Here is a 21,515-nt window from a genome sequence, read left to right as displayed (position 1 = left end):
CTGCCTGCTTTACAGCTTTGCAGTACGTATCTACAATAAATACCAGCGCCGACCGTATCCGGCGCGGCTACGGTCAAATGCCGCATTTACCATAAAAAGCAGATATTCCCCGTTTGTACAGGAAATATCTGCTTTTCGTTTTGCCAACAAAGATCCGACAGGGTCGTGCCGCCGATCGTTCTTATCAATACCATTCGTTGATATAGCACTTCGTCTTCGGAAAAATATTTTGCAGCGCCTCGACCGCTTTCGGCGTACCGTCAAGCCTTCCGTTGAAGGCCAGCGCAGCGGCATCTACAGCGCCAAAGAGAAGAAGGGCCAAAGCTCCCACGGACAGGGAAACGGCCGGTTCCGCCTGCGGCGTATATTCAACCGTTGCCGCACCTCCCTGCACCGTCAACGTGAACGTACCCGTGTTCCATGAGGCCAGCGGGTCGGCGACGGCGACGGTCAGCGAAGTCGCCAGTGACGGCGCGTAGGCAACGCTTTCCAAGGCTCCTTTGACATCGACAATGCGGCCTGCCATAAAGGGAATCGTCTGATGGCCTTCTTTACCGTCCGGATAAAAACGGTACGACTCATCGTGCAGGCCTTCGTTCCAGCGAACTGCCGTCCCCTGCGAACGATGGTTGTAAAGATAAGAAAGAAGGCCGCCCTTTCCCTTGGCCGTGGCGTAGACGAATTCACCGCAGTTAATCGTCGGCTCGCCCAATTTATAGAACATGTACGCAATAGGCTGTTCTCCGTCAAACACGACGGCGATCTGTCCTTCGGCAAGCTGACCGGCGATATGGCTGCGCCACGATTCTTCATTGCGCACGGCATAGCCCGACAGGTCCGCCGTATACCGGGCATAAATATCCGCCAAATAATGCCATTGGTCCGGATCGCTGAGAAAAGCGAAACGGACATCCTTGACGACGAAAGGCCGCAGCGCTTCAAGGGGCATCGTTTCCTGCCATTGATGACAATATAGCTCATAACCGTAAGGCTGATAAAATCCGGCCTTTGACGGCATGAGGATATTGACGAAATGGTGACGCCTTTTCATTTCTTCCAGCGCCGCCAACAGAAGCTTGCCGCCGACGCCGCCGTGCCGTGCCGCCGGATGCGTCGCCAGGCCGACGATATAAGAAGTTTCGACAAAACGGCCGCGCAGCCTCAACGTATACGGATTCAAATGGGTAAGACAGGCGAGCGCCTCGTTTTTAAACCCGAGCAAAACGTTTTCAGGGCGATAGACGTGTCTGAAATACCATTGAAAAAAAGGATCCTCCTTCGGCTCAAAACAGTAAGCCCATAACGCTTCGATCAATCCTCTGTCCTGCTTTTCGGCGATGCGGAATTCCATCGTATCCCCTTCCTTTCCTGTCGGAAAAATGCGGCAAAGCAGCCGTACTGCTCATGTCTGACCGCTCCTATAGGACTGAGCGTCAGACTTGTTCTCTTAACGTCACATCAAATTTTTCAACATAGTGATGCGGATTGTATGACTCCTTCGATTGGCGCAGACCGGGAATCCCCATATCTTCTTCTCTGTTTATATACGTCGTATGGCTCCAGGCATGAACGACAAATTCGTGGTTGATCGCCTGATAAAGGCCGCGAATGGCGGGATCGCTCTTTTCGTAGTGGATGATGGCCGTATCGTCGTTCAGCATTTCCCCGATAGAAAAGGCCGCGATTTTATTGAAAATGCGGATGGCGCCGCCTGTCGCACCGAGAACGTCCCAATTGGCAAAGACCGTTTCAATGGCCTGCCGTTCACCATACAGTTCTTCGTCATTTTCTTCATCGCGGTCAAGCCGTCCGTCAAACCAGCGTTTTTCCGCTTCCAGACATTCCGTAAAAACATCCGGCGTAATCGGCACGTATTCATAGCCCATATACTGATTACGAAAATGATTGAGATTATTTTTCTTCTGCCGGAATTTTTTGCCCGACAAGTTGATCAGATCCTGCGTCAAGTACACGTATTCATAGTTATCTCGATCCGGCGTAATCGTATAACAGTCCGGACAAAGCGCCGTAATGCGTTCGACAACTTCGGGCACGACGCCCTTCATGAGAAAAGGGTATCCTTGGGCGGCAAACCATTCTTTCATATGTTCGAGCCCTTTGACAAAGCTGCCGTCCTTACGGGCAAAGGGCGGCAGCCAAAACTGCTTCTTGCCGCGGCCGGAGCGAATAAATAGGACGTTGTCCTCTTTAGCCCATTGTATTTCATAAGGCCGTTGCCAGGAAAAAAGCGTCATAAATGACGTATCGGCCTGTTCATATCGCTTTTGTTGAAAGTAATCATCAATGATCGGTTTATCTTCCAATCGAAATTCTCTGAAACTTATGATAAAAATCTCCCCCTTACAACTATTTGGAAACAAACGGATTGTCCCTGAGATAAAACCGCCACGGAAATTGTTTTCCCGCTGCGGCGTACTCGATATTACGGCGCCGGGACACGGCGATATCGACGGATTCGCTCCCGTCATCGTGCAGAAGATACAGACCGTCGCCGCACAGGTCGGCGCCGTTTTGTGCCAGTGTGATATCCATCGCCCGGCACAGCTTGCCCGGCCCGTTCGTAAGATTGACGGAAAATTTTTCCGCCTTGCGATTCGTCAACATGGCGGAAATTCCGTCGACGGGCTCAACGGCGCGGATCAAAACGGCTTCCGCCGTATCCCGCGAGCCCGTGACGATATTAAAGCAGTGGTACATGCCGTAAATCAGGTAAACGTAGGCAATGCCGCCTGCTTCAAACATCGGCGCCGTCCGCTTGGTCCTGCCGCGGCTGGCGTGGGAGCCGTCATCTATCTTGCCGTCGTAAGTGCCGCCGTAGGCCTCCGTTTCCACAATACGGCCGACAAAATGCGCTTGCGCCGTATGCCGCACGAGATAGGACCCCAAAAGCGCCCGTGCCAGAACGACGGCGCCTTCGGCAAATTCTTCCCGCTGCCATCTGGACTGTATCATGTCCGCTTACGACAGCCGAGAGAATAAGATATTTCCGACGCGAACTGACTCATCATGAAGAGCATTTTCTGGCGAATGGAGTCGTAAAAACGCATCGACGGACCGGCAATGGTCAAGGAGGCGACAACACGCTCTTCAAAACTGAAAACAGGCACAGCCAGGGCAAAAAGACCGTGTTCGCTTTCATCTTGCGTAATGGCGTATCCGTTGTGCCGGATCATCGTCAATTCGCTTTCCGTCAGCGTCCCGTACGCCGCAATGATGCGTTCCCGCTCTTCCGCAGACGCCCAGGCGATCAGCACCTTGCCGGCTGCGCCTTTATAGATGGGCAGAACCTCTCCGAGAGGGATAACGCGGCGCAAAGAATGGCTGCTCTCAACATGATCCAGGCAGATACGATGATCGCCTTCGGCAATATAAATGCTGACGGTCTCGTTAAATTCCTGCTGAAGCTGCCGTAAATAAGGCTTGGCCAGCGTAATGACATTTTCCGTCCAATGTGATGAATACCCCAACGCCAAGGCGCGGGGACCGAGGCGATATTGCTTGGACGAATCGCTGCGCGTCAAGTATTGACGCCGCTCCAGCGTATTGACAATCCGAAATGCCGTTGACGTGTTCAAGTCTGTCCGTTCGGCAATCTCCTTTAGTGCCATGCCCGTATTATTGTCGACGAAAAGATCCAATACATCAAGGCTTTTTTCCAGGGATTTCAGCAAGCTGTTCTGCCGGTTCATGTGTTGATCTGCTTCTTTCACTCCATTCACCTTCTCTTTACCCGTTGATCTTCATGCCTATTTCCAATGAATCAGGCGGATCGGCAACGATGCGGTCGCCTTCACGCAAACCGTCGAGGATAATAACCCTGCCGTTTTCCTCATCGCCTGTAAGAACGGCCTTGGCATCGACGAGACCGTCATCTTTGACAATATACACAAAATCGCCGCTGTCTTTTGTACGGATAGCCGTTTTCGGCACGGTGATCTGTTCCACGACTTGCGGCGTCGAAAGGCGAACGTGATAAAACTCTCCGGGAACAAAGAGATTCTTCGTATTGTTGAACGTAACTTTCGCCATATACGCTCCCGTAGCATTGTCTTTTTCCGTTGCCAAATAGGTCAGCTCACCGATTTCCGTTTCTCCGGAAGCAGCCAACACGGTAACAGTGATTGAGCCTTTCCCCTTGGCATCCGTCAACGCCCGGATATAGTCTTCCGGTACGGCAAAGGTCGCGACGAGAGGCGTTATCTGCTGAATCGTTGCCAACACGTTGCCGGCTACGGCAATGGACGGATTATCATTGACAGCCGTAACACGACCGTCGATAGGCGAGTAGATCGTCGCATTGCCGAGCATATCGCGAGCAGCCTGAACGGATTGCTGCAGCTGCGCGATCTGTCCGCTGTCCGCAGCCGGCTGCGCCGCCGCAGACGGCGCCGAGGCGCCGCTGCGCGCCATCATTTGATTATATTCGACCTTGGAAATGGCCCCCATTTGATACCAGACATCAAGCTTGGCACGCTGACTTCCATCGCCGCCGGAAGCTTCTTCCGGTTGGGACGGCACATAAGCGGCAGCTGTCGCTGTCGCCGCCGCTAATTGCGCTTCGGCGGCGACGACGCTCTGCTGATAAGGCGCCGCATCGACTTGAACGACAACGTCTCCGGCCTTTACTTCCTGTCCGACCGTAAGCGGTGCGGATACCAATTTTCCCGATAATTTGGGAATAATATTTGTCATGTGAAGCGCCGTAATGTTGGCATCCAGTGTCAAGGCAACGGGATGCTCCGATTTCATAACCGTTTCCGTTTTCGTGGAAACGGTATTGCCGCAACCCGCTAAAAGAGCCGCCGTCACAACGGCAGTCCCTGCAAGGAGTGCCCATTTTTTCCAATTCACGCTATCCCTTCCCGTTCTTTCTTAAAAAAAGGTGTAAAATGCCGTCACCGCGAGAACGCCAGGCAAGCCGAAGATACCGACCAGGAGCCCCGTTACCCAGGTGACCGGTACCGTGTGCAACCCGAAGGCGGCGCCGAAAGTATTGATCAGCCAAAATACGACCAGGCCGCTGACGACGTTAACAATCAGGTGCCGCAGCGGCGCCAGCAAGAGGCGATTCAGGATGAACAGGACGACGATACCGATGAGAATACTCGTATATTCCATAGTGACCTCACATTTCTTGTCTGTTCGCCACGGCGCCGGCCAGCGTCGCCTCGTCGGCAAACTCGATATCCCCGCCCGCCGGCAAACCGCGGGCAATGCGGGTCACGCGAATGCCTGTCGCCTTCAGCAGCCGGGCCAGGTAAAGAGCCGTCGCCTCGCCTTCGACATCGGGATCGGTGGCGATGATGACTTCCTGCACCTCCGTGTCGCCGAGGCGCTGCAGCAATTCTCTGATCCGCAAATCATCGGCGCCAATACCGTCTAGCGGCGACAAAGCTCCGTGCAGGACGTGATAGAGACCGCGGTAATCACCGCTCCGTTCAATGGCCAGGACATCCTGCGGCGTTTCGACGACGCAGATGACGGAACGATCCCGCCTGTCGTCGTCGCAGATCGGGCACGGGTCCTGCGCGGAAAGATTGAAGCAGACGGAGCAAAGACGCATCTCTTTTTTCGCAGTAGCAACGGCCTCAATAAATGCCCGCACCTTGTCATCCGGCTCCTGCACCAGAAAATACGCCAGCTTACGGGCCGTCTTGATGCCGATGCCGGGCAAACGGCGAAATTCTTCTGCCAACCGATCGAGAGGCGTATCCATCAGAACATTCCCGGCAGCTTCATGCCGCCTGTGATCTTGCTCATTTCCTGCGCCATCATTTCATCCACTTTCTTATTTGCTTCATTGACGGCGGCAACGATCAGATCTTCAAGCATTTCCGTATCTTCGGGATCAACGACACTGGGATCGATATGAACGCGTTCGACCACTTTTTCGCCGTTCATCGTAAGAGTCAGGACACCGCCGCCGACAGTGGCGTCAACGGTGCGCTGCTTCAATTCATCTTGAAGCTTCTGCATGTCTTTTTGCATCTTCTGTACTTTCTTCATCATACCCTGCATATTATTTCCACCAAACATTGCAACTACCTCCTATTATGGCTAACCAGATCTTCATACGTTTTCATCTTCCAGATAAATGGTACATTCTCCCACCGTTTTCAACAGCGGATCGAGCATCTTTCGTTCCGCCTCCGGTATGTCGGCAACGCCAATGCGCTGCCGCCCTAAAGGCGTCTGCGGCACGGATGCCCGTGTTACGCCTACAACTGTGTTTTCAGCGTTTTTTTTTTCGTACGCCGCCAGCGCCGGGTCCTTTTCCTCATAACAGACCATATGATACCCCTTGCCCAACAGCTTCGCCAGCGCCGCATCAATATGCGTATAGTAATCCTTGCCGTTCGCCCGTTTGACCATAAAATCGCCTTTCAAGGAGACGATGACGTCCGTATCACCGATATGGACGATACGACCGCCGCGGACGCAGGCGAGAATAACCTTCTTTCGTTCCTTGTCGAGAATCCGGCAGACGTCTTGCCAAATGGCGTCATACCGCTCACTGCTGACGGCTGCAGGTTGCGGCAACGGCGATGCAGACGCAGCGGCCCGTGTTTCGGCAGGCTCCTCTTCCGGCATTTCCTTCGCGGCAACAGTCGTCGCCGCAGCCACGTCAGCCGGCCGCGATCGGACAGGCGCCGCTGCCGCAGGATCCGAGTGCGGCAACGGCCGGCCGTCTGCAAGAGCGGCTTCAATCCGGCCGATGCGTTCCAGAACCGACGGCGGCACTGTATCGTTCCGCTCTTCCAGCCGTTTCACCCTGCCTCCCAAGTCGCCTTGCTCCGTCCCGCGAACGCGGCTGGCCATCAGCAGCCCCATTTCCACGGCAATGCGCGGCAACGGTGACGTCTTGGCCCGAAGCAAAGCGTCCTGCAACACTTCGATCATGGCAAAAACACGGTCGCCGTCAAGGGCCGCCGCTGCCGCCGCGAGCCTGTCCGAAGCATCGGCATACGCTGCCAGCAAATCCGATTGCGGCGCGGCCTGGCAAAGCATAACGGCACGCAAATGAGCAATAACTTCGGTCAAAACGGTCCGCGGCTCCTTGCCCATGGCGACAACGGTATCGACGGCTTCGATCAGCGTGCGCCCGTCGCCGCGGCGCAGCGCCTCACCGATGCGAAAAAGCCACTCCCTGCCGACGAGTCCCAGCAGACTGCGCACGACGTCTTCATCAATCGTTGATGCCGAATTGCCGGCGCATTGATCCAACAGACTCAAGGCGTCCCGCATGCCGCCATCGGCCTGAAGAGCAATGATCCGGGCCGCCGCCGCCGTGATGTCGATCTGTTCCTGTGCCGCGATGTACAACAGGCGTTCGGCAATATCACCGCTCGTGATACGGCGAAATTCATACCGCTGACAGCGCGACAGAATCGTAACGGGAATCCGCTCCGGCTCGGTCGTAGCCAGGATAAAAATCACGTGTCCCGGCGGCTCTTCCAACGTCTTTAACAGCGCGTTGAACGCTTCCGTCGTCAGCATATGCACTTCATCAATGATATAAACCTTTTTCTGTCCCTCAGCCGGCATGAACTTGACCGTTTCCCGCAACGTCCGAATATCGTCGACGCTGCGGTTGGAAGCGGCGTCGATCTCAACGACGTCCAATGATTCTCCGGCCGCAATATGGCGACAAACGTCACACTCATTACAGGGATGCGCCGTCGGTCCGCGCCGGCAATTCATCGCTCTGGCGAAGATCTTCGCCGTACTCGTCTTGCCCGTGCCGCGCGGTCCGGAAAAAAGATAGGCGTGCGCCACCTTATCCGTCTCTATCGCTTTCTGCAAGGTTTCCGTAATATGCCGCTGCCCGACGACATCTTCAAATATCTTAGGACGCCATTTACGATACAAAGCCACATACGCCATTTAGAATCACTACTCCATATACCAAAAAAAGCAGCTAATCGCTGCTTTACTATCTGCGTAAAAGTACTCGTGTATGATAGCCTGACAGGTTACCTCGTGGCACATGGAACGGTCTACTTATCGCTGCTTCCTCTCGGACCTGACGAGGTTCATAGGGTTTCATTGCACAAGCCCCGACAGGCTACCACGCACCAGCACTTTTATTCAATTAGCTATATAATTATAGCTTAAAAACAGGGAAATAGCAAGAAAAAATGCGTTCAGACCCCTGCTGTGCCTTTGCCGATGAAGCATAGAAGCAATCCCTTTTTCGGACCTCATTGCCGGAAACGCCGTCTTTTTGCCGACGCCGAAACAAAAACAAGACTCTACACGATTGTATAGAGTCTTGTTGTAAATCATTCCGGCTTATTTATGCTGCCAAATATCAACACGACGGTTGTCGGCGCGACCCTGATCCGTATTGTTCGTGCTTACGGGATCATTTTCGCCCTTGTAATTAAGCTGCAACTGCGCGCTGTTTACACCGTTGTTTACGGCATATTGTGCGACGTTGGTCACGCGGCGTTTCGAGAGATCGTCATTATAGCCGTCCGTCCCTTTCGAGTCCGTATTGCCGACGAGTTTGAACGTATCGTTCGGATGGCTCTTGGCTACAGCTACGAAGTTATCGAGTTTAGCCTGTTCCGACGCCATCGGCTGATCCTGGTCGAAATCGAAGTGAATGCTGTCCAGATAGTAGTCATTGTATACATGCGGCGTTTCCGTTACAACCGGTGCCGGTGTCGGTTCCGGTGCGACATAAACCGGTTCCGGCGCAACTTCATGGCCGCCGCCGAAGCGGTAGGACAAGGTTACAAACGGCCCTTTGTACGAAATATTGGCATCGTCGATAAGGCCGGCTTCGCCTTTATCGGCCAGCTTCGTGTTGACATAGCGATAACCGGCGCTGAGATCGAAATCCTTGCTCATCGTGTAGCCGAGACCTGCTTCCCAAAGCGTCGTACGCTGTGTGCCGACTGCCGCCTTGCCGTAAATGTCGAAGTTTTCCGACAACGGCGCTTTGGCAATCAAGCCCAACTGGGCCACATTGTTCGCCTGGCTGTAGTTGGTATTTTCAAAAGAGTTTTTAATGCGATTCCAACCGCCGTAGAGAGCGAAGTTTTTATTCAGCGAATATACGAGATTGACTTCGTGTTCATCGCCATTAGTGCCGACGCCAGTCGTTTCGGCGGTCCCCTTCGTCTTCAAGCCGTGATAGGCGTATTCCAAGCCCCATTTGTCACTGAGACCGTACGTCAGGCCGCCCTGGAAATTCCATTTGGCGTCGGTGCTGACATTACTGCCGCCGGCGACCCAATTGCTGGCATCAGCTTCGGCCTTCGGATTCCAAGCGCCGAGATCGAGCTGCCACTGGCCTTGTTCAAATTGTGTCTGCGGCGTAGCAAATGCGAATGACGTTGCACATGCAGCGGCTACGGCAGCCAATGCGAAAGATTTCTTTTTCATTATTAACCCCACACTTTCATTATTAGAATAATTCCATATCCCCAAATTCCCTATTTATTTGGATACTTCACCATTTATAGTACGACTTAATTGTTACAGCTTTGTTACAGTTTTTCAACAATCCCTATTCAGTAAACTGCAGTTTTATTTAAATACCCATTTCTTCCGTGACAAGTAATTCCAGACCGTTACGATTGCGCTGGCCAGTATTTTGGACGGCACAGGCGGCAGTCCCAACAAGGCCGGCGCCGTAAAAATCCACATGAGAAGGAGGTTCCAGAGCAAGCCGATTGTACTGACGAGAAAGACGAGAGATATTTCCGCTTTTTTCCGATAGCGGCTGCCGCTGTCAAAGACAAAGATATTCCCCATGACATAATGATAACACGTCGACAGCGTAAAAGCCGCCGTCGTCGCCGTCAAAACATGGTACGTCGGAAACACCGCGCCGTAAAGACCGTCAATGCAGCGAAGGATAACGTAAAAAAGGATCCATTCCAAGATAGCTGCCGAACCGCCGATAACGAGATAGAGAAAAACCTTCATATATTCATTATTCGTATAATCACGGCCGAAAATCCGTTTTTCTCTCATGTTTTTCGCTGCCTTTCGCGCTGTTGTTTCTTCCAATCCTTAATCTGCCGCAACCGTTCTTTCAGCCGGGCCTCCAGCCCTCTTTCCGTCGGCACATAATATTCGCGCCCTGCGAGCGAATCGGGCAGACATTGCATAGCCGTCAGGCCCTCCGCATAATCGTGCGCGTATTGGTACCCCTTGCCGTAAGACAGATCCTTCATCAACGTTGTCGGCGCATTGCGAATGACGAGAGGGACCGGCTCGGCGAGCTGCGTCAACGCGTCTTTACGGGCTTTCATATACGCCGCTTCCATGGCATTTGATTTCGGTGCCAGCGAAAGATAGACGACAGCCTCCGTCAAATGAACGGAACATTCCGGCATGCCGATAAAATGGCAAGCCTGATAAGCGGCCACAGCCAGTTCCAAGGCGCGGGGATCGGCAAGCCCCACATCTTCACTGGCAAATCGCGTGACGCGCCTGGCAACGTAAAGCGGATCTTCACCGGCTTCCAGCATCCGCGCCAGCCAATAGACTGCCGCGTCGGGATCGGAATTACGCATGGATTTATGAAGCGCGGAAATAAGATTATAATGCTCTTCTCCATGCTTGTCGTACAGAAGTGATTTTTTGGAAATACATTGTTCCAGCAGTTCCTTCGTGACCGTGACGGTATCGCCTGACAGCTCTCCGTTCAGAACGGCCATTTCCAACGTCGAAAGCGCTGTACGCCCGTCTCCGTTGGCAAAAGCCGCGATCCAGCGAAGCAGTTCATCGTCAATGACGACAGTCTGCGTTCCGAAACCGGCGGGATTCGTCAACGCCCGCTTCAACAGGAGAACGAGCTCATCTTCCGACAAGGCCTGTAGAACAAAGACCTTACAACGGGACAATAAGGCGCCGTTGATTTCAAAAGACGGATTCTCCGTTGTCGCGCCGATCAGGATAATGCTGCCCTTTTCGACGAACGGCAGAAAAGCATCTTGCTGCGCCTTATTAAACCGGTGAATTTCATCGACGAAAACGATCGTCTTTTCACCGAATTGCGTATTGCTGTCAGCTTCCTGCATGACGGTTCGAATTTCTTTGATCCCGCTCGTAACAGCGGAAAAGTCGATAAAAGCCGCTTGCGTATGTTTGGCAATAATCCGCGCCAGCGTTGTCTTGCCGACGCCGGGCGGCCCCCAAAAAATCATGGAAGTAATGCTGTCGTTTTCAATGAGGCGGCGCAATATCCTGCCGCGGCCCAAAAGATGCCCCTGTCCGATAAATTCAGCCAATGTCTGCGGCCGTAAACGAGCTGCCAGAGGCTGCGGCACAGTTCCGGCGAAAAGAGTAGTTTGTTCCATAACGGCGCCTTTCTTCGCAGAAAAGGCAGTGCACCGCAACGGCAGCACTGCCTGAGTACGAACGGTCAGTATATCCTTTCGCAGCAAGACGGCAATTCGGCCGTTCTGCCGTAAGCGAAAAGTTATTCGTCCAAACCGGTCAATTTCTTGTATTCCGCGCGAACGGAATCTTCACAAGCGCGCATGGCAAGAATCGTCTTTTCCATTAATTCAGAAAGATCCCAGCCCAGCAATTGTGCGCCTTGTTCGATAACGTCACGGGAACAGCCGGCGGCGAATCGTTTATCTTTAAACTTCTTTTTCAGGCTTTTTACTTCCATATCCTGCGTGCTCTTTGATGGACGCATCTTTGCGGCGGCGCCGATCAGCCCCGTTAATTCGTCGGCAGCAAAAAGAACTTTCTCCATTTTTTCCTTCGGCTCCCAATCGGTGCAAATACCGTAACCGTGACAACAAACGGAATAAATGAATTTGTCATCGGCGCCGATTTCGGCGAGGAGCTCCGGCGCTTTCCGGCAATGCTGTTCCGGGTACTTTTCAAAATCGACATCGTGCAGCAGGCCGACTAATCCCCAATAGTCCTTTTCCGCGCCATAACCGAGTTCTTCGGCATACCACCGCATTACTCCTTCAACAGTCAAGCCGTGCAAAATGTGAAAAGGCTCCTGATTATATTTTCGCAACAGTTGCAGTGCATCGCTACGTTCCATAGACAACATCCCCCTTAATAAATAATATCTATTATAGCATATTACCCAAACGGTTAATGCGGAAATCTTCAATAATTCTCATGAACGTTCGATTATTCATCGGATTTTCATTGAAGGCGAACAAATGAGAGTCGCACGAGCAATCACTGCAGCCGAAACGGGGCACTGTCCGATCGGCAACGGCGCCGACAGCGCGGGCAAGCTCGCATTCCAGATCATCGGCCGTACGAATCGGAATCGGCGCGACTATCTCGGCAACGGCGCGGAGATAATCAAAATGCCAACGCAATTTTTTTCGCCGCCTGCCGTGACGGGCCAACCGGGCAGACAAATTTCGCTTCGCCGAACCGACGTAAACGTAAAACCCTTTGGCAAAAAAAACGGGGCCCAGCGAACCGATTGCAACGGTCGCGTCCGCCGGCATTTCGACGACGATCAGGTAGTCGCCGCCATCACGATTCTCTCTGCGCAGCACATCTTCCGGATAGGCGAGGAGACCGCGCGGCTCGGGCAGCGTAAAGGTCTCATCCCAGGCCACGGCCAACGCTTTCCAGTCAAGATACGGCGCCGCCTCATAAAAAGCGGCGGCAAAAGCGGGATCGGTATGGTAATCCGGCAAAAACCAGCGCGCCCGCGGCCATTGAACGAGAAAGAGCAGCCCTGTACGAAATCCTTGCCGTTTCAAGGCAACCAGATGAAGAAGATGTTTCCGTCCCCGTTCCGTTACGGCATCGGGAAACATGGCGCCGCCATCGCTGCCGAAAAGAGAACACGACTTTACTTCGACAAAGAACAGTTCTTCGCCCTTTTTCAGCAGCAGGTCAAAACGGCTTTCGCCGATCGTGACTTCACGGCGAAAGACATGCCATCCTTCCCAGCCCGGCACAGCCTGCCGCTCAATCAGACTGGCGGCAACGTCATTCGTATACTGCGTATCCATCAAAACGGGGACGCCGTCACGTTCGATACCGACGACGTCATAAGCCGTTTTGCGCCTGACCTTACCCTGCGCGGCCGCGCGGCGCAGCCAGAGCGTAACCCCCGGAAAAAGCAGTTCCCAAAGACGACCCGGATTCGGCAGATGACACGTGACAACGCCAGCATCTGCAGCGGCGTGAACGATAAATCGATTCGGCCTGTCGATAAACGAAGCCTTGATAAGATCACGTTTTTCCATTCGCACCGCCTTCCTCCGTCTGTAAGAAATGATACAGCGCTCCGATCATGGCCGCCGTATTGCCCAATGCGGCAAATCGCAGCGACGTCCGCGCCAAGATATAGGGATCTACCAGCCGCTGCAGCTGCCGCACCAATCTCGGCTCAAGATAGTCACGCTGCGCCATGACGGCGCCGCCGAGAACGACGACCGCCGGATTGAGAAGCCAGCAGATATTGGCGATCTCCTCAGCCCAACAATCGATCCCGCCACGGATAACGGCAGCGGCTCTTTCATCACCGGCAGCGGCGGCGGCAAAGAGCGCTTTACCGTCGCGCACCGCGCATCCGGCAGCCGTCGCGCGGCGCAACAGCGCCGGTACTGCGGCACGTTCCTCAAAGGTTTCCCTGCTGCCGTGCCGCAGCAGGCCGATCTCACCGGCACTGCCGGCGACGCCGCGCCAAAGCTGCCCGTACTGCAACAGGGCGCCGCCAATACCGGTACCGACAGCCATACAAAAAAGCGAAGCGGCGCCTTGCGCGGCGCCACGCCAATATTCACCGTAAGCGGCGGCATTAACATCGTTTTCCGCACTGCAGGGCACGCCGCATCTCCGAGAAACTTCGTCGGTCAGAGGCAACCCAGCATAACCGGGCAGATGACTTCCTGCCCACGCAATAACACCGCTGTCCGTATTGACGACGCCTGTCGTCGCCAGCGCCACGCCGGCGACGTCGTGCTCCCGCCGATACTGCAAGACGACGGCGGCCACTCTGTCGGCCAACGACGCCGCTCCTCCCGTCGTCAGGCAAGAAGGCATCTTGCCGCTGTGCAAAAGCACGCCGCTCCGCTCGGCAAGGCCGTATTTTATATCCGTTCCGCCAATATCAACGACTACGTATTTCATGACTCTCCTCCCGAATGATCCTGTTTTCCGCAATTATCGCTTCTATCGTATCACGGAAGCGAAAAAAAAGATACGCCGCCTGCAAGGACGACGTATCTTCAACGCATACCGCTCCGTACTCAAGCCGGCCAATCGCCGCTGAACGAAACGGCGGCCGGTCCGGTCATGTAAACGTTGCCGTCAGCTTCGCTGTATTCAACATGGAGTGTCCCCAGATAAAGCTGCACATCAACGCTGCGACCGGTAAATCCGTTCAGGAAAGAACCGACGGCGCAGGCGCAGGAACCGGTGCCGCAAGCCAACGTGGCCCCGGCGCCGCGTTCCCAAGTATGAACTTTAATCGTATGATCATCGACGACTTGGACGAAATTCATATTCGTCTTGCGCGGGAAAGCGCTGTGCGTTTCGAATTTCGGGCCCAACTGATGAAGCGCGACGGCGTCCACATCGGTCACATACGTCATCGTATGAGGCACGCCCATGAGCAGGCTCGTAATCTTATACGTCGTACCGTCGACGACAAGGTCTTCATTGACGACGGGTCCTGCCGGACCTTCCATGGGAATCTGACTGCGATCCGTAAAAGGCTTGCCCATGTTAATCGTAACCAAAGACACTTTACCGTCGGCGCCGACAGTGACTTGCGGCGTCATGATACCGGCCAGCGTTTCCACCGTAAAAGTATCTTTCTTCATGATGCCGTTATCATATACATATTTGGCAAAACAGCGAATACCGTTGCCGCACATTTCCGCTTCGCTGCCGTCGGCATTAATAATGCGCATGCGCACGTCGGCTTTATCGCTGGGAACGATGACGATGATCCCGTCGGCGCCGATGCCGGTATGGCGGTCACACACGGCAACGGCGAGATCCGTAAAATCTTTTGCCGCGCCTGCCGCATCTTCAAAAAACACAAAATCATTGCCTAACCCATGCATTTTAACAAATTTCATACGTTCCTCCTCTATTACAGACCAAAGGTTTCTATGCAACTGTACGTATACGTTTATTATAACAGCGGAAAATAGCAAATATATGAAAATAATGCTATACTTATTGCAAATTCTGTTTCAGGAGGCATGCATGTACAAAAAAACGGGATATTTGACGGAAGATCTGCGGCTCTTCCATCTTTGCGACAAGGCGGAACGGCACTTCCCCTGCCACTATCATGACTTCGACAAGATAACGCTTTTTCTTCAAGGCGAAGCAGCCTACGAAATCGAAGGCAAACAATATGCGCTTCAGCCTTTTGATATCGTCCTCGTCAGAACCGGTCAGCTTCATCGTCCCCTCGTCAGCGGCGCAGCGCCGTATGAACGCGTCATCGCCTACATGTCGCCCCACTTTTTCACCGGATACGCCGCTGCCGGCTACGACCTGAACGCAGTGTTTACGGAAGCGGCGGCACCCGTCTTGCGGCAGGGACCGGAAATCGGCAGTCTGTACGGCGCTTCGTGTCGACTGCGCCAAGCGTGGACGGACACCGGAGAATATTCCCCCTTGCTGCAGCAGACGGTTTTTCTCGAATTCCTCATTCATTTGGCACGCGCCGTGAAAGATAAAAAAATAGGCTTCATCAAGACGGGAAAAGAAAATGAAAAGATCCGGGAAATCATCACTTACATTCACTCGCACTTGACGGATACGCTCTCCGTTTCTGCCGTTGCCGCCGCTTTTTACATCAGCAACGACTACTTGATGCACCTCTTTAAAGAAACGACAGGCTATACGCTGAATAAGTACATTACGCTGAAACGCCTTTTGCTGGCCAAACGATTGATGGCGGAAGGACTGCCGCTGACAACAGTCTGCTACGACAGCGGTTTCCGCAACTATTCCACCTTTTACAGGGCCTGGAAGGAAACCTTCCGCCAATCGCCGCGTCAAGGGCTGCCGCCACAGGAAAAAGAAGATCCCGTCGACTGACGAAAACCGCTCCCTTTACAGCCGGCTTTTCCAATGATATCGGAGCCGGCTGCAAAGTCCCTTATTTCCACTCGTACCCAAAGATATAGTAGTATCAGCTGTATCTGTTGTGGATATATTGTGTATACCTTGATCATACTTTCTGCAAAACGGGACTGCTCCGCCATCGTTGACCGCCCATTTCCTGACCGGCCCGTTCCGACACTGTGCATAGCCTGAAAGTTTTCCATCGGTGACGGCGGCATTTTTACAGCTGCCCCTGTTCACAAACACGAAATCCCCGGCGCAGAAAAAGAAGACGCCGGGGATTTCATAGTAAAACTTACCGTTTTCTGTTGTAATTAATGAGACAGCCTGCTTGGATGATCTGCCGTTCTTCCGCCGTAAGCTCATCGATATACAGCGTAATTTCATGAACATTCGCGCCGCTGACAACGTAGGCCTTCACATTTTTCATATCACCTTGGAGAATCGCCGCGATCTGAGGAACATAAATGTAGTCTCCGACGGCAAAGGACGGCGCCTCCTTCATTTGGAAAGGCACCATGCCCCAATTGATGACATTGGAACGGTACCGCTTCGTCGCATATTCACGGCAAATATTGGCCAAACCGCCGAGAACGCGTTGACAACTGGCCGCTTGTTCCCGGGCCGAACCGTCGCCCGGTTTGATACAGTAAATCACGCTGCCGATACCGACCGCTTCCCGTTCGATTTTACCGACAGTTTTTTCCAAGACATCGTAAACGGCATGTATTTCCGCCGGAACGGTACCGCCGCGCCGTTGCGCTTCCAAGGCGCGAACCGCCTTGGAGCGACCGACGTACGCCGGATCACGGCGGGACAGGGTGAATTCGGCCAACCCGAGCGGGTTCGACCGATAAGAAGACGTCTCGCCTGACGGAATGAGTTCATCAGTTGTCGTAACGGGATCCAGTATTTTCGAACATACCTTGACGAGAATCGAATCCGTCAGGGCCTCCTGTTCCGGCCAATCCTTGATATTCGGTCCGTAAACGAGAGGCGTATCGGCTGCCGGCCGGCCGAACCCCTGATAAACCCTGGCGGCGTATGCCGCATCGTCATACGTATACGGCGCTTCCCGATAGTCGTCAAAATACCCGTCTGCCGACGTTAAAACGCCGCTGTTAACAGCCGTTGCCGCAATAGACCTAGCGTCCATCAAGGCGACGGCCGAGAATTGACCGCTGCCGGGCTTGCTGCCTTCCCGGTTCGGGAAGTTACGCGTCGTATGACGAATACTGAAGGCATTATTGGCCGGCGTATCTCCGGCGCCGAAACAGGGGCCGCAAAAAGCCGTTTTCACGACGGCGCCGGCAGCCATCAAATCCGTTACGGCTCCTTTGCGCAGGAGATCCATATAGACCGGTTGCGACGACGGATAAACGTCAAGCGTAAAAACGCCGTTGCCGCAAGACCTGTTCTTCAACACATGCGCAGCTGCCAGAACATTCGTATAATTGCCGCCGGAACAACCGGCAATCACGCCTTGCTGAACATAAAACTTGCCGTCTTTAATTTTATCGCTTAACGTAAACGTAACGGCCTCGCTGGTTATCCGCTCTTTGATGGCCGTTTCAACGTCATGAAGAATATCCGCCGCATTGGCGACTACTTCATCAATCGTAAACGCATTGCTTGGGTGCATCGGCATGGCGATCATCGGTTTGATTTTACACAGATCGACGTAAATCATGCCATCGTAGTAGGCAACGGCGGCAGGATTTAATTCCCTGTAATCATCGCCGCGGCCATGCTGCGTCAAATAGGCTTTCGTATCGTCATCCGTCCGCCATACGGAAGAAAGGCAGGTCGTTTCCGTCGTCATGACGTCAATACTGTTGCGGTAATCTGTCGACAGTGCCGTAATGCCGGGACCGACGAATTCCATGACCTTATTCTTCACGTACCCGTTTTTGAAAACGGCGCCGACAATAGCCGTTGCAATGTCATGAGGACCGACAGACGGCGCCGGCGTACCGTCAAGATAGACGCCGACGATAGCCGGACAGGCCACATCGTACGTATCGCATAACAGCTGTTTAACCAGTTCGCCGCCACCTTCGCCGACAGCCATCGTGCCGAGAGCGCCGTAACGCGTGTGACTGTCGGAGCCAAGAATCATTTTCCCGCAGCCCGCCATCTTTTCACGCATATACTGGTGAATGACGGCAAGGTGAGGCGGTACATAAATGCCGCCATATTTTTGAGCTGCCGACAAGCCGAACACGTGATCGTCTTCATTGATCGTCCCGCCGACGGCACAAAGCGAATTATGGCAGTTAGTCAATACGTAAGGAAGCGGAAACGTCTCCATTCCCGACGCTCTAGCCGTTTGAATAATGCCGACAAAGGTAATATCATGCGAAGCCATGGCATCGAATCTTATTTTTAAATGATCCATCGTATCTGCCGTATTATGTTCCTTTAAAATGCCGTAAGAAATCGTTCCCTTGCGAGCCGCCTCACGGCAAGCCAGTTTTCCCGTCACGGCTTCCACCCGAACAGCTTCTCCTTCGGGAATGATTTCATTTCCGTTCACTAAATAAACGCCGCCGTCATATAATCGAATCATTGATAAAAATCTCCCTTCTATACATAAGCCAGTCCCTTATGTCAGTATTGAAGTTTCTAATTGTAAAATTATCGTAATTAATTTTCACAATGAGAAATTTTTATATATTACGTAAATATTATATCATAATCTATTTCTCCATTACCAGCTTTATCAAGCCTATTTTTCATTGTTTTTTATTTTACATTACCACTATTTATGTTATAATAACTTATATCTCAACTACTTGTTGAAGGCCCTGTATCTTAATGTATTTTTATGTATATTAGCGAATATCTATAAACATAAAAATTCTGCTGTAAAAGCGCAGGAAGGAGCGTCTTTCAGTATGGACCAAAATATTTATTTAGCTCAATTTTATGGAAAATCTCAGAATTTTACGCAGATCCCCCGCACGTGGTATTCCAAATACGGTGTCAAGCGCGGCCTGCGTAATGAAGATCACACCGGCGTCCTCGTCGGCCTGACGCGAATTGCCGATGTCGTCGGCTACAAACGCGACGGTGACAACAATAAAGTCAATTGCGACGGTATTCTGTATTACCGTGGCATCGATATCCGTGATCTCGTCAAAAAAGAAAATTATCACGGCTATCTCTACGAAGAAGCCTGTTTTCTCCTGCTTTTCGGCTATCTGCCGAACCGGAAAGAGCTCGCTTCCTTCTGCCATATCCTGCAGAACAGTTATGATCTGCCTGACGAATTTTTAGAAATGAACTTACTGCGGCTGCCCGGCAAGAATTTGATGAACAAATTACAGCACGCGTTATTGACATTATATAATTACGATCCCGATCCGGATAATACCGATATTTACCAAACGCTGCGCAAAGGTCTCAACATTATGGGCAAAATGCCTTCCATCGCCTGTTATGCTTATATGTCCAAAGTCCATTATTATGAGCGACGCAGTTTGATCATCCATTATCCGCGCAAAAATTATTCGGCGGCACAAAATATTCTTTCCCTTCTCCGCCCTGATGAAAAATTTACGGAACAGGAAGCTCACCTTCTCGATCTCCTGCTCTTCCTTCACGCCGACCACGGCGGCGGTACGAACTCTACCTTTACCAACGTCGTCGTCGCTTCGACGGATACGGACATTTACTCCGCCATGGCCAGTTCCATCGGCGCGCTGAAAGGACCGCGGCACGGCGGCGCCAACATCAAAGTTTCCATCATGATGCACCGTATCATGGAAGCCATCGGCCCGAACGGCACGGAAGCGCAGATGCGAGACGTCATCAACAAAATTCTGAACAAACAATTCCAGAACCAGAGCGGCCTGGTCTACGGCTTCGGTCACGCCGTTTATACCTTGTCCGATCCTCGCGCCGAAATCATGCGCCACTTCTGCGGTAAACTGGCAAAAGAAAAAGGAATGGAACAGGAATTTGAATTCTATCGGCGTTTCGAAAGCGTCGCCATCAAGACGCTGAGCGAACGAAAGGGAACGAATATTTGCAGCAACGTCGATTATTACAGCGGCTTCGCCTATAAAATGCTCGGCATTCCGCAGGATCTCTTTACGCCGCTCTTCGTCGTCAGCCGTCTCGTCGGCTGGTTGGCGCACAATATTGAAAATAAATTGTACGACGGCCGCATCATCCGTCCGGCTACGAAATATGTCGGCGATATAGTTGCTTTTACCCCTTTGGAGGATAGATAAAAATGAAAACCATCACCGTATTTAAAGGCGACGGCATCGGACCGGAAATTACGGACGCCGTCATTGCGATCTTACAGCAGGCCCATGCCGATTTGGACTACGAGTTTTTTAACGTCGGTGCTGCCGAATACGAACGAAACGGCGCCTTGATCCCCGACGCCGCTTTCGCCTCTTTTGAAAAAACGCGCCTTCTCCTGAAATCGCCGATCACGACGCCTATCGGTAAAGGCTTCCGTTCTCTTAATGTCACCTTGCGCAACAAATACGATCTTTATGCGAATATCCGTCCTGCCAAGGCCAACGCAGCCGTCAAAACGCCGTTCCCAAACGTTGACATCGTCACCTTCCGTGAAAACACGGAAGATCTCTACGTCGGCGTAGAACAGGCGATTGACGCCGATACGATCCACGCGACGAAAATCATTACCCGCAAAGCCAGCGAACGGATCATCCGCGACGCCTTCGCTTACGCCGTAAAAAACGGCCGTAAAAAGGTGACTTGCGTCCATAAGGCCAATATACTGAAAATGAGCGACGGACTCTTTCTTTCCGTTTTCCATGATATCGCCAAAGAATTCCCTGCCGTCGAAAGTGACGACAAGATCGTCGACAACGTCTGCATGCAGCTTGTCATGCGCCCGGAAACCTTTGACATCATCGTGACGCCGAACCTATACGGCGACATCATCTCCGATTTGACGAGCGGCCTCATCGGCGGTCTCGGCCTCTTGCCTTCCATGAACCTCGGCAAAGACTACGCCATGTTTGAAGCCGTTCACGGCAGCGCCCCCGATATTGCGGGAAAACATATTGCCAACCCGACAGCACTGCTCTGGTCGGCATGTATGCTCCTCGACCATATCGGCGATACGGAAACGGCGGCCAGAATACGCCGTGCCGTCGATACCGTTCTCTCTGCCGGTATGACGCTGACACCGGATCTGGGCGGAAAAGCAATGACAGAAGAATATTGCCGATCCATTATCGACGTATTGCAGTAATATCATGAACAAAAGACGCATTTATTCGGATAAAACCGCAACGATAAAGCGAAAAGGTATTTTCATCGACTCTATCTATCCTATATTGGATACAGTTTCTTAAAACAACATCCGAACAATGCAGTCATTTATGATTACAACTTCTACCGAATCAAAGATAAATAAAAAAGGCTGAGCCCTGTTCAACACAGAACTCAGTCTTTTT

At 52.5% G+C, this 21,515-nt stretch carries 20 protein-coding genes and 1 other RNA gene; 3 read left to right on the top strand and 18 right to left on the bottom strand.

All coding sequences use genetic code 11. The features are described from left to right. Window positions 1-184: 184 nt before the first annotated feature. From C0977_RS06365 to dapF, 17 genes are all read right to left on the bottom strand, one after another. The gene (locus C0977_RS06365; RefSeq protein ID WP_036242959.1) at window positions 185-1,351 is read right to left on the bottom strand and encodes a GNAT family N-acetyltransferase; all 1,167 of its coding nucleotides are present in this window, start codon (window positions 1,349-1,351) and stop codon (window positions 185-187) included. An 82-nt stretch (window positions 1,352-1,433) separates the two neighbouring features. After that, complete coding sequence (locus C0977_RS06360) at window positions 1,434-2,324, bottom strand: DUF2156 domain-containing protein (protein WP_101912810.1); 891 nt, start codon at window positions 2,322-2,324, stop codon at window positions 1,434-1,436. Window positions 2,325-2,367: 43 nt separating this feature from the next. Continuing rightward, window positions 2,368-2,973 (bottom strand): DNA-3-methyladenine glycosylase, encoded by a 606-nt coding sequence (locus C0977_RS06355; protein WP_101912809.1) that lies wholly within the window; start codon window positions 2,971-2,973, stop codon window positions 2,368-2,370. Next, entirely contained in the window at window positions 2,970-3,731 is a 762-nt protein-coding gene (locus C0977_RS06350; protein ID WP_023054048.1) for an IclR family transcriptional regulator, read from the bottom strand. Before C0977_RS06350 ends, C0977_RS06355 begins: the two co-directional genes overlap by 4 nt. Window positions 3,732-3,747: 16 nt before the next feature. Continuing rightward, window positions 3,748-4,872 carry an efflux RND transporter periplasmic adaptor subunit gene (locus C0977_RS06345; protein ID WP_023053984.1) on the bottom strand — a complete coding sequence of 375 codons (1,125 nt, stop codon included), beginning with the start codon at window positions 4,870-4,872 and terminating at the stop codon, window positions 3,748-3,750. Between the two features lie 21 nt (window positions 4,873-4,893). Further along, the gene (locus C0977_RS06340; protein WP_023053982.1) at window positions 4,894-5,139 is read right to left on the bottom strand and encodes a pro-sigmaK processing inhibitor BofA family protein; all 246 of its coding nucleotides are present in this window, start codon (window positions 5,137-5,139) and stop codon (window positions 4,894-4,896) included. Between the two features lie 7 nt (window positions 5,140-5,146). After that, window positions 5,147-5,737 carry a recombination mediator RecR gene (gene recR / locus C0977_RS06335; RefSeq protein WP_023053995.1) on the bottom strand — a complete coding sequence of 197 codons (591 nt, stop codon included), beginning with the start codon at window positions 5,735-5,737 and terminating at the stop codon, window positions 5,147-5,149. After that, on the bottom strand, window positions 5,737-6,057 hold the full coding sequence (locus C0977_RS06330) for a YbaB/EbfC family nucleoid-associated protein (protein ID WP_023053942.1): 321 nt from the start codon (window positions 6,055-6,057) through the stop codon (window positions 5,737-5,739). Before C0977_RS06330 ends, recR begins: the two co-directional genes overlap by 1 nt. A 33-nt stretch (window positions 6,058-6,090) precedes the next feature. Further along, a complete protein-coding gene (gene dnaX, locus C0977_RS06325) occupies window positions 6,091-7,905 on the bottom strand; it encodes a DNA polymerase III subunit gamma/tau (protein ID WP_101912808.1) in 1,815 nt (604 codons plus the stop codon). A gap of 41 nt (window positions 7,906-7,946) precedes the next feature. Beyond that, window positions 7,947-8,142: signal recognition particle sRNA large type (ffs, locus tag C0977_RS06320), an RNA gene on the bottom strand. Between the two features lie 171 nt (window positions 8,143-8,313). Beyond that, window positions 8,314-9,414: an OmpA family protein gene (locus C0977_RS06315; protein WP_036242965.1), complete on the bottom strand. Its 1,101-nt coding sequence runs from the start codon at window positions 9,412-9,414 to the stop codon at window positions 8,314-8,316. A 144-nt stretch (window positions 9,415-9,558) separates the two neighbouring features. Next, window positions 9,559-10,008: a GtrA family protein gene (locus C0977_RS06310; RefSeq protein ID WP_101912807.1), complete on the bottom strand. Its 450-nt coding sequence runs from the start codon at window positions 10,006-10,008 to the stop codon at window positions 9,559-9,561. After that, window positions 10,005-11,339 (bottom strand): replication-associated recombination protein A, encoded by a 1,335-nt coding sequence (locus C0977_RS06305; protein WP_101912806.1) that lies wholly within the window; start codon window positions 11,337-11,339, stop codon window positions 10,005-10,007. Before C0977_RS06305 ends, C0977_RS06310 begins: the two co-directional genes overlap by 4 nt. Before the next feature lie 122 nt (window positions 11,340-11,461). Next, on the bottom strand, window positions 11,462-12,049 hold the full coding sequence (locus C0977_RS06300) for a hypothetical protein (RefSeq protein ID WP_023053948.1): 588 nt from the start codon (window positions 12,047-12,049) through the stop codon (window positions 11,462-11,464). A 31-nt stretch (window positions 12,050-12,080) separates the two neighbouring features. Next, window positions 12,081-13,226, bottom strand: a complete 1,146-nt coding sequence (gene sfsA / locus C0977_RS06295; RefSeq protein ID WP_023054035.1) for a DNA/RNA nuclease SfsA — start codon at window positions 13,224-13,226, stop codon at window positions 12,081-12,083. Next, window positions 13,213-14,112 carry an ROK family protein gene (locus C0977_RS06290; protein ID WP_101912805.1) on the bottom strand — a complete coding sequence of 300 codons (900 nt, stop codon included), beginning with the start codon at window positions 14,110-14,112 and terminating at the stop codon, window positions 13,213-13,215. The genes sfsA and C0977_RS06290 overlap by 14 nt, the downstream gene beginning before the upstream one ends. Window positions 14,113-14,231: 119 nt before the next feature. Next, window positions 14,232-15,068 carry a diaminopimelate epimerase gene (gene dapF, locus C0977_RS06285; RefSeq protein ID WP_023054047.1) on the bottom strand — a complete coding sequence of 279 codons (837 nt, stop codon included), beginning with the start codon at window positions 15,066-15,068 and terminating at the stop codon, window positions 14,232-14,234. Between the two features lie 130 nt (window positions 15,069-15,198). Between dapF and C0977_RS06280 the strand changes: the two genes are divergently transcribed. Next, entirely contained in the window at window positions 15,199-16,044 is an 846-nt protein-coding gene (locus C0977_RS06280; RefSeq protein ID WP_101912804.1) for an AraC family transcriptional regulator, read from the top strand. Window positions 16,045-16,366: 322 nt separating this feature from the next. Here the strand turns inward: C0977_RS06280 and C0977_RS06275 are convergent, their stop codons facing one another. Further along, entirely contained in the window at window positions 16,367-18,640 is a 2,274-nt protein-coding gene (locus C0977_RS06275) for a hydratase (RefSeq protein ID WP_101912803.1), read from the bottom strand. A 328-nt stretch (window positions 18,641-18,968) separates the two neighbouring features. Between C0977_RS06275 and C0977_RS06270 the strand changes: the two genes are divergently transcribed. Continuing rightward, window positions 18,969-20,309, top strand: coding sequence for a citrate synthase (locus tag C0977_RS06270; protein ID WP_101912802.1), 1,341 nt, complete (start codon window positions 18,969-18,971; stop codon window positions 20,307-20,309). A gap of 2 nt (window positions 20,310-20,311) precedes the next feature. Then, on the top strand, window positions 20,312-21,310 hold the full coding sequence (locus C0977_RS06265; protein ID WP_101912801.1) for an isocitrate/isopropylmalate dehydrogenase family protein: 999 nt from the start codon (window positions 20,312-20,314) through the stop codon (window positions 21,308-21,310). Window positions 21,311-21,515: the final 205 nt, after the last annotated feature.

This window comes from Megasphaera vaginalis (ex Bordigoni et al. 2020) (genome assembly GCF_900240295.1).
Taxonomy (GTDB): domain Bacteria; phylum Bacillota; class Negativicutes; order Veillonellales; family Megasphaeraceae; genus Megasphaera; species Megasphaera vaginalis.
This window is presented reverse-complemented; position numbering and strand designations above follow the sequence as displayed.